We start from the raw sequence: 2,167 nt of genomic DNA, 5'->3' as shown, positions 1-2,167 counted from the left end.
ACGCAAAAGACTAGAGTTCAGAAAACCGATCGAAATGATCGAAGGACTCCTGTTGCAATGACCGCCTGAATCCGCCGATCCCTCACCGGGCGTTAGCCCGCTCGATGAGTAGGTTTCAGCGGCGATAAACTGACCGTCCCGGGATGGAAAGGGAGACGAGGACATGTCTGAGCCGGTGAGGATTGAACTCAACGAAGACCAGGCACTGGTGTTGTTCGAATGGTTATGTCATTTGAACAACGGTCAGGCCCCAGTTGTTAGTCATCAAGCGGAACAGCGCGTCCTGTGGGACATGCAATCTGACCTTGAGTCAGTTCTTGTCGCGCCCTTTGAAGCAAATTACAACGAGCTGCTCGCACAGGCGCGAAACCGCGTTGCAGATGCCGGCCAATAGACGGCTTACTTCTTTGAACTGGAACGTCCGGCAAGGGATCCTTTACCGGGCGGGGCGCCGAAGGCAGCAGGGCCCGGTAAAGGATCCCCACCGGATGATCGACCGGCCGTAGACTGTCGGCATGTCAGCGCAGTCGTTACCCCAAGAGACGTTCAGAGGAGACCTGTCCGATCCAGACGAAGTAGCAGGATCCGCAGCTTGGAAAGGCGGGCACCCGACCAGCCCGCTCACACCACGAGAATTAGCGGCTGCTCAGTCAAAGTCATGAAAGTCATCTACGCGCAGATCTCCCAGTCAGCTGCCGCTCTGCCTTTCGAAGGCAGCGGCTGGCTGAAGCTTGACACCGAATATACGGTGACTTCCATTCTGGCGTACCCCAGCGGGCGGGTCGAGATCCAAGTAGTGGCAGATGACCAAAGAAACTTGGCTTGGCTTGATTCAAGAGCCGTTAAGACCATCGACGAAACAATTCCAGAGAGCTGGGAGGCCAGAGTCGGTGACGGTGGCGTGCTCGAATTTGCGCCACCACGCTGGTTAGTGCCCGGGTTCTGGGAGGACTACTATGACGGGGACTCCAGTGCAGCCCAGATCGTCAATAAAGAACTAGATAAGATCCTCGGCCGCCCAACACCCCACGGTATGCCCGATCTGAACAGACCAATGACTTCACGGGAGCTACAGTCCGCTGGCGAGCAGGTCGCGGCCGCCCAGGGAACAGACAGATGGAAAGGCTTGATGTTGGTGCTGCTCCACTACATCAAAGAAATAAAGGCACCTCTTGAGCTGCAGCCGATCTTGGCCACGGCAGAGTCGTACTGGTTGTTGGGAAGGGGAACTCCGGAGGCTCTCCAGCTGGCCCAAGTCAGCTGCCGGAGCTATCTGAACGAATTCGAGCCGCACACGCATCTCATCGAACCAGGCCCCAAGTTTGCCCGAGCACTGTTATGCATCTTGGAACCCCTCGGGGACGAGAACGCCCGGACTGACACAGCGGACTGGTTCGTGGGCGTGGTCTGGGACATCTGGTAGACCCCTGGACCCTCCTACCCTCGACCGGCGTCATCAGGTGTCCGCAAAGGGATCCTTTTCTGGACACATGAGTGTCGGACTTTTTCTTCATTGGTTGATAGACGCGTTTGGCGGCTCTTCGCGTGTGATGAGCGCCATGCGATCCTCACCACCCGCGGGAGTGAATGTCAGGTCCACAGCAGCGAACTCAATGTCGAACTCGCCTCGCGGCCACGTGATCACGCTGTGAACGAAAGACTCATCCTGAGACGTCAGTTCGTCGCCGAGCATCTCGAACGCGGTGCCGGCCTCGCCAAAACCCGTCTCGACAACGGAAAGGGTGGCACCAAGGTAGCGGGCATAAAGCCACTCATAGCCCACTTGACTGTCGCCAATCAGCGCCCGGAGCTCGACGACACCCCATTCGACCTGGCGGAGTAGGTCGATCACACCGTCATGGACATCGACGTCAATAAGCTTCTCGGCTCCGGAGTGGAGCGCGGGCCGGACCGACTGTCGGGCCTCTAACCACTGGCGCCCCGCGTCCTCACGTTCTTCGTCGTAAGGGGCCTGGGAGAACCATTCCCGGGTAAGTATTCGCATCGGCATGCCGTAAGTCTATGGTCGGCCCAAGCTAGGTCTCGACTCTAGCCACGACGGGCCCCGGCCCTAGAAGGGTGTCCGGTAAAGGATCCTTGGGTTCTTGCGGTGATTGCAACACTTAGCGGATGGGTGTTGTCGTGGCGAGGTACTCGATTTACGTAA

3 protein-coding genes are annotated in these 2,167 nt (G+C 57.9%); 2 read left to right on the top strand and 1 reads right to left on the bottom strand.

Translation table 11 applies throughout. The features are described 5' to 3' along the window. Window positions 1-163: 163 nt before the first annotated feature. Together PV760_RS21380 and PV760_RS21375 are read left to right on the top strand one after the other, a co-directional pair. Window positions 164-394 (top strand): hypothetical protein, encoded by a 231-nt coding sequence (locus tag PV760_RS21380; protein WP_193590691.1) that lies wholly within the window; start codon window positions 164-166, stop codon window positions 392-394. Window positions 395-658: 264 nt separating this feature from the next. Then, a complete protein-coding gene (locus tag PV760_RS21375) occupies window positions 659-1,423 on the top strand; it encodes a hypothetical protein (protein ID WP_193590692.1) in 765 nt (254 codons plus the stop codon). 87 nt (window positions 1,424-1,510) lie between these two features. On the opposite strand, the gene PV760_RS21370 is transcribed toward PV760_RS21375, so the two are convergent. Then, on the bottom strand, window positions 1,511-2,005 hold the full coding sequence (locus tag PV760_RS21370; protein WP_354628653.1) for a hypothetical protein: 495 nt from the start codon (window positions 2,003-2,005) through the stop codon (window positions 1,511-1,513). Window positions 2,006-2,167 lie beyond the last annotated feature (162 nt).

The sequence above is a fragment of the Paenarthrobacter sp. CC6 genome (genome assembly GCF_040560085.1).
Lineage (GTDB): Bacteria > Actinomycetota > Actinomycetes > Actinomycetales > Micrococcaceae > Arthrobacter > Arthrobacter nicotinovorans.
The sequence above is the reverse complement of the archived record's forward strand: the minus strand, read 5'-3'. Positions and strand labels throughout refer to the sequence as shown.

Excerpts from the sequence above, each read along its gene's own strand:
- PV760_RS21370 (WP_354628653.1), bottom strand. The coding sequence starts at position 2,005 with ATGCGAATACTTACCCGGGAATGGTTCTCCCAGGCCCCTTACGACGAA.
- PV760_RS21375 (WP_193590692.1), top strand. The coding sequence starts at position 659 with ATGAAAGTCATCTACGCGCAGATCTCCCAGTCAGCTGCCGCTCTGCCT.
- PV760_RS21380 (WP_193590691.1), top strand. The coding sequence starts at position 164 with ATGTCTGAGCCGGTGAGGATTGAACTCAACGAAGACCAGGCACTGGTG.